We start from the raw sequence: 5,705 nt of genomic DNA on the forward strand, positions 1-5,705 counted from the left end.
GCGATCCACGACCCGGCGAGGCACGTCGTGCAGGTTCGCCTGGTCGACCGATTCGGCGACAACGGAATCATCGCCGTCCTGATCGCAGACCGGAAGGCCGACGCCTGGGAGATCGACACCTGGCTGATGAGCTGCCGCGTTCTTGGCCGGCGCGTGGAAGAGGCGTGTCTCGCCCATCTCGCCGTCGCGGCGCGCCTCGCGGGCGCGCGCGCTTGTGGGCAGGTACATTCCCTCGCCGAAGAACGGCATGGTCAGGGACCATTACCAGAAGCTCGGGTTCTCCCTGGAGAGCGAGGCCGAAGGAACGACGACATGGCGTCTCGATCTCGACGCCTACGTCGCGCCGGCGCTGGAAATGACGGTCGATGATATGGCTCTCAAAACGGCCGCGGGCGCAGAGATGGCGCACGCATGATCCCGCCAGCGGCCGCGCGCACGGGTCCTCGCTCGACGATCGGCGCCCGGAGGAACGAGCGGCCAACAGGCCGCCGTGGAGGCTCTCCGGCGCGAGACCCGTTGAGTGCTGTTTAATTCGTATCCTTTCCTGTTCGGCTTCCTGCCGCTTGCCTTGGTTCTGACCTATCTGGCGGGGCTGAGGCCGACGCCGACGCTGGCCAAGTTCACGCTGGCGGTGCTGTCTCTGGCGTTCTACGCCTGCTGGAATCCGATCTATCTGCCGCTGCTGCTGTTTTCGATCGCGTTCAACTACATCGTCGGGGATCGAATTCAGCGAGCCGCGGCGGCGGAGCGTAAAGCGGTCGTCAACGCGCTCCTGACTTTGGGACTCGCGGTCGATATCGGAATGCTGGCGTACTTCAAGTACGCCAATTTCTTTGTCGACAACGTCGACGCGCTCACCGGAGCGAACTGGACGCTCGACAGAGTGATCCTGCCGCTGGCGATCTCGTTCTACACATTCCAGAAGATCGCCTACCTGATGGATTCCGCCCGGGGCGAAGCCAAGCCGATGAGTCCTCTGGACTTCACGCTGTTCGCCTCGTTTTTCCCGCAGCTGATCTCCGGGCCCATCGTCCATTACAAGGAGATCGCGCCGCAGCTGCAGGGGCCGCTGTTCGGAAAGCTCCTCTGGCGCAACATTCTGGTTGGACTCGTCATCAATGCGATCGGCCTTTTCAAGAAGACGGTGATCGCGGACACGATAAGCGGATATTCCGACCCCTTGTATCACATGGCTGACACGAGGGGCCCGGTGGATCTGTTGTCGGGATGGCTTGCGGCGATCCTTTACACGTTTCAGCTTTACTTCGACTTCTCCGGTTATTCCAAATTGGCGATTGGCCTTGGGAGGATGTTTGGCGTCAAGCTGCCGCTCAATTTCCATTCGCCGCTCCGCACGAGGAACATCGCGGACTACTGGCGTCGCTGGCACATGACCCTGCAGCGGGTGATCTACGCATACCTGTTTCAGCCGTTGTCGTTGTCCCTGATCCGGTCGACCTGGCGTTTGGGTCTGACCGGTTGGGGGGCGTTCGCGGCGAGCGTCGGCTTCCCCACGTTCGTGACGTTCCTGATCGTCGGCGTCTGGCACGGCGCCGGGTGGACCTTCGTCCTCTTCGGCGCCATGCACGGCGTCTACGTGACGTTGTTCGAGGTTTCCCGCGAGCGCCGCACCAAGCTGCAGCGGAAGCTACGGAAACTCGGCAAGAAGCTGCCTGAGCCCGGCCCCCTCTCCGCCGTCTGGCCGCGCGTCGTGACGCTCGTTGCGGTCATGTGCGCGAATGTGATGTTCCGCGCCAAGTCTGTCGCTGCGGCCATGCTGATCCTTTCGGGAATGTTCGGCTTGCGCGGCGTATCCGACAATTTCAGCGCCGCCGGTCTGGACGTATGGGCGGCGATTCTAGCCTCAACGGCGATCGTCGCATACTTTCCCAACACGCAGCAGATCATGTCGCGCTTCGATCCGGCTTATAACTGGAACGAGTGGCGCGATGTCGCGCCGTCACGGATCGCCTTCACTTGGAAACCGAACGCCATCGGCTTGATCCTGGCGGGCGTCGTCCTGTTCTTCGGGGTGATGTTCGTCCAGCGCGGCCAGGCGGTCTTCCTGTATTTCAATTTCTAGGGCGCTCGATGGTCCCGCTCAGAGCCTTCCGGAAGACCCTGTTCGTTCTGGCCGTCGCGGTCGCCTGCGCGGTCGGTGTCAGTCTTCTGCCGCAGAATCCGTATCAGCGGTGGCAATTGCTGGACGGCACCATTCATGCGAACGCGCGATGGATCTACGAGCGCATCCACTTCGATCCGGCGCCGATCGATGTCGTACTCTTCGGCCCGTCCCGGATGATGCAGGGGGTGAATGCGCCCGAACTCGCCGTGGCGCTTCGCCGGCGCGACCTGCCGGCGAACGTCGTCAATTTCTCTCTGCCGGAAACCGGTCGCAACACCAACTGGGCGATTGCGCAAGAGTTGTTCGCCGAGAAAAGACCCAAGCTGGTCATTCTGGGCGTGACGGAAAAACCCTCCCGGTTCGGGCATCCGGCGTTCAAATATGTCGCGGACGCTTCGGCGATCGTCGATCCGGGCTACCTCGGCGATTTGAATTACTTCTCTGATCTGATCTACTTGCCGTTCCGGCAGATGCGCCTGTTCGCCGCCAGCCTGCTTCCGGGAGGCCTTGGCCTCGCCAAGGATTTCGACCCTGCGCATTACAAGGGTTCGTCGATCGACACGACCGGAAGCGTCGTGCTGCCGGACGGACGCATCAAGGACGGCGAAAATGCGGCCTCCAAGGCCGAACTCGAGCGGGGCGTGAAAAAGCTCGAGGGCGGAATGCATCCCCCCATTCTGCCGGCGCGCCTGGCGGATCTGGAGTTCGGCGACGAGCGCACTTACACGAGCAGGATCGCGGAACTGGCCCGCAGGAACGGCGCGAAAGTCGCGTTCGTGTTTCTCCCGTACTATTCCGGGCCGGGCGCGTTGCGGGACGTCCAGGAATTGCCGTTCTATGAGCGGTACGGGCCGGTCTTGAACGCCGGGTATCTCGCCCAGCATGCCGAACTCTACGCCGACTACGGCCACCTCACCCGTCGAGGCGCGACCGTGCTCACCGATTGGCTCGTCCAGCCGGTGGCTGAACTGCTCAAGGACCCGAAGAGCTCCCCATGATCAGCGGATTGCCCCTGCACCATGTCGGAATCGTGCTGTCCGGCGAGGACGACGTTCAGACGCTGATGGCGGTCCTGGGCATGGAGGAAGACTATCGCGGTTATGTGCCGCAGTGGCGCGCGCTGTGCATCTTCGCGAAGGCCGACAGGGGGGCGGTAATCGAGTTCGTCGTCCCGAACGGGGGACCGCTCGAACGGTTCAACAAGGGGGCGGGCGGCGTGCACCACGTGGCCTTTGCGGTTCCCGACATCGCCCAGACGATGCGCGCCTACGAGGCCAAAGGCATGAAGTTCTTGGAAAAGGAAGCGATCAAAGGGGCGGGCCCGTTCCTGTGCAATTTTCTCAGCCCGGTCACCACCCGCGGCGTGATGATCGAATTCGTCCAGCCCTTCTGAAGCCTGGATGCATGCCTGTCCGGTTAACGCAGATACGCACGACATATAGGGATGCGGAAGTCATTCTTCCTGCCGCGCCAAGCGCCAGGAGCGATCGTCCCTGAAACAAATTTCGAACGCCTCAGCTCAACTCGATGCGCAACATTCGTCGCGAGCAATGGGACGGCGCGAATCGACGTTTAGCTTCCGTAGCGAGTCGCGGAACTGAACGCTTCATCTAAGCGAGGAAGCGGACCTACCGCGAACGTGCGGGTTCCGCCCATTGCGGACGTCTATGCGTCGCTGCGAGCCTCTCCAGCGTCGCCGGTGCCGGCCTAAAGGCGAAAAACCCGATCCCAGTCGTCCTTGACGTGGACAATGGTCCATCCACGTCCTGGGCCTTCGTCGAGCCCACGCGCCAGACGGGCAAGGCCAGCGTCGCGGTCATAGGCATATTCGCGGTCCGCATCGTCATGATGGACGATCAGACCGAAGCCCGCCAGCGGTCCGCGAGTGATCCATTCGAGCATCGCGAAATCGCCGTCCGAATTGCCGAAGGCAGCGATGGGACGCCGCCCGATATGGGCGTTGATCGCGACGGGCTTGCCTTCCTTGTCGCCAAAGAAGTGCAATTTGGGCTCGCGCATGAGCGCCGGCTCGCCGTCCTTGACGACATATCTGGTGACGATGCTGCTGCCGATCACCTGCTCGGGCGGAACGCCGTAGATGGTCTCGCAGAACGTGCGCATGAATTCGACCCCGCCAGCCGAAACGATGAACGTCTTGAAGTCATGCGCCCGCAACAGGGCGAGGACATCGAGCATCGGCTGGTAGACGAGATCGGTATAGGGCCGATTGAAGCGCGGATGCCGCGCCGTGGCGATCCAGTCGCGAACCAAGCCGGCGAACGCGTCGGTCGACATGCCGGCGTGCGTCGCCATCACCAGCTCGGCGAGCCCGTCCATGCCGACGGCCATGACGCCCGCGAGGTCGCCGTCTAGAACGGCCTTGAATGGCTGGAGACCTTGCCATTCGGGGTGCTGGGGCGCCAACGCCCGGATGCGGTCAATCACGAAATGCGCCTGGACGGGCAGCGGCTGTTCGACCCACAGCGTGCCGTCATTGTCGAACACGGCGATGCGGTCGGCGGAGGGGACGAAATCGGGGTGGCCTGCGGTGGTCACGCGGGCGACGAAATCAAGGATCGCTTGCCTCGGCGCGCCGTTTCGCCAGGACGACAGCAGAGGGTTGGCGGGTTCGGTGTTCACGTCACGTCCCAGCTCTTGAGCAGCCGCGCGGCCGTTCCGAAGGGACCGAGCTGGAAAATGGCGGCGCCTGCTGGAGCAAACGCAAACGCTGGGAACGGTTCGGCGATCATGCGGTCCAGATAGTCGGTTGGCGCCACGCCGGTGCTGACGTGCGGATTGAAGTGGGCGCCGGCGTGATGGTCCACAAATGCGGCCACGTAGTCGATCAGCGCCGCGTCGAACGCCGGATTGTCGTGCCTGGCGGTAAAGGCCTCGATCGGGCCGGTCGGTGCCATGAAGGGCGCGGCGGCGGCGATCACGTCGGCTTGCAGCCTTAGCAGTTCGGGGGTCGGCCTGGCGCAAATGCCGGCCAAGCCCACGCCGGGACCGGGCGTGTAATAGTAGCGTTCCGCCCAAAGGGGCAGATCAGTCACCTTTGCGTTGAGGATCACATCGCCCGTCGCCAAGGCGAGCGCCTCCAGGTCCTTGGCGGCGACAAAACACTGCAAAAGCGTGATGTGCGGGCGATGGTCCGCATCAAGCGCAAAGCCGCTCGGATACGCCTGACGCAGCCGTGCGTTGTTGCTTTCCGCCCGTTCGAGCATTCGGCCATCCGGCTCGAGCAGGATGTCTATCGCGATGACCTCAGACGGCACCATGGGCATATGTTCCTCGCTCTCATTGCGAGCTTCAGACCGCCAAGGCCGGTATCTTGTCAAGAACTATCATCGCCCGAAGATGGCGCCCTCCGGCCGTTCGGGAGCGGCCGGCTACGGCAGAAAATGGTCGGATATTGCCCATTCGCCACGTCGCACGCGAACGCCCGTTTCTTGCGTGCGCCGTGAGAAGGCGGCGCTTTCCAGTGGGTGAGAGCCCCACCCGGCGAACGCTCCAGCCGGAAGCAACCGGAGCAGTCATGGAGGTGACGAAATGGCTGAAGCCTTCGGTATAGCGCGTCACA

General features: G+C 63.0%; 7 protein-coding genes. 4 read left to right on the forward strand and 3 right to left on the reverse strand.

All coding sequences use genetic code 11. The features are described from left to right. The coding region (locus ACLP25_RS11080; RefSeq protein ID WP_442469251.1) for a hypothetical protein at positions 1 to 249 on the reverse strand (249 nt) is incomplete at its 3' end. On the opposite strand from ACLP25_RS11080, the gene ACLP25_RS11085 reads away from it, so the two are divergent. The 4 genes from ACLP25_RS11085 (at position 248) to ACLP25_RS11100 (ending at position 3,518) form a co-directional block, all read left to right on the forward strand. Continuing rightward, positions 248 to 415 (forward strand): hypothetical protein, encoded by a 168-nt coding sequence (locus ACLP25_RS11085; RefSeq protein ID WP_442469252.1) that lies wholly within the window; start codon positions 248 to 250, stop codon positions 413 to 415. The genes ACLP25_RS11080 and ACLP25_RS11085 overlap by 2 nt on opposite strands. 105 nt (positions 416 to 520) lie before the next feature. After that, positions 521 to 2,083 carry an MBOAT family O-acyltransferase gene (locus ACLP25_RS11090; RefSeq protein ID WP_442469253.1) on the forward strand — a complete coding sequence of 521 codons (1,563 nt, stop codon included), beginning with the start codon at positions 521 to 523 and terminating at the stop codon, positions 2,081 to 2,083. Between the two features lie 8 nt (positions 2,084 to 2,091). Beyond that, entirely contained in the window at positions 2,092 to 3,123 is a 1,032-nt protein-coding gene (locus ACLP25_RS11095) for a hypothetical protein (protein ID WP_442469254.1), read from the forward strand. Next, positions 3,120 to 3,518 carry a VOC family protein gene (locus tag ACLP25_RS11100; protein ID WP_442469255.1) on the forward strand — a complete coding sequence of 133 codons (399 nt, stop codon included), beginning with the start codon at positions 3,120 to 3,122 and terminating at the stop codon, positions 3,516 to 3,518. The genes ACLP25_RS11095 and ACLP25_RS11100 overlap by 4 nt, the downstream gene beginning before the upstream one ends. Positions 3,519 to 3,832: 314 nt before the next feature. On the opposite strand, the gene ACLP25_RS11105 is transcribed toward ACLP25_RS11100, so the two are convergent. After that, entirely contained in the window at positions 3,833 to 4,765 is a 933-nt protein-coding gene (locus tag ACLP25_RS11105; RefSeq protein ID WP_442469256.1) for an HAD family hydrolase, read from the reverse strand. Beyond that, positions 4,762 to 5,349 (reverse strand): hypothetical protein, encoded by a 588-nt coding sequence (locus ACLP25_RS11110; protein WP_442469257.1) that lies wholly within the window; start codon positions 5,347 to 5,349, stop codon positions 4,762 to 4,764. Before ACLP25_RS11110 ends, ACLP25_RS11105 begins: the two co-directional genes overlap by 4 nt. Positions 5,350 to 5,705: the final 356 nt, after the last annotated feature.

The sequence above is a fragment of the Roseiarcus sp. genome, assembly GCF_052145395.1.
Taxonomy (GTDB): Bacteria; Pseudomonadota; Alphaproteobacteria; order Rhizobiales; family Beijerinckiaceae; genus Roseiarcus.

Coding starts and splice junctions, on each gene's coding strand:
- ACLP25_RS11110 (WP_442469257.1), bottom strand. CDS start 5,349: ATGCTCGAACGGGCGGAAAGCAACAACGCACGGCTGCGTCAGGCGTAT.
- ACLP25_RS11100 (WP_442469255.1), top strand. CDS start 3,120: ATGATCAGCGGATTGCCCCTGCACCATGTCGGAATCGTGCTGTCCGGC.
- ACLP25_RS11095 (WP_442469254.1), top strand. CDS start 2,092: ATGGTCCCGCTCAGAGCCTTCCGGAAGACCCTGTTCGTTCTGGCCGTC.
- ACLP25_RS11085 (WP_442469252.1), top strand. CDS start 248: ATGGTCAGGGACCATTACCAGAAGCTCGGGTTCTCCCTGGAGAGCGAG.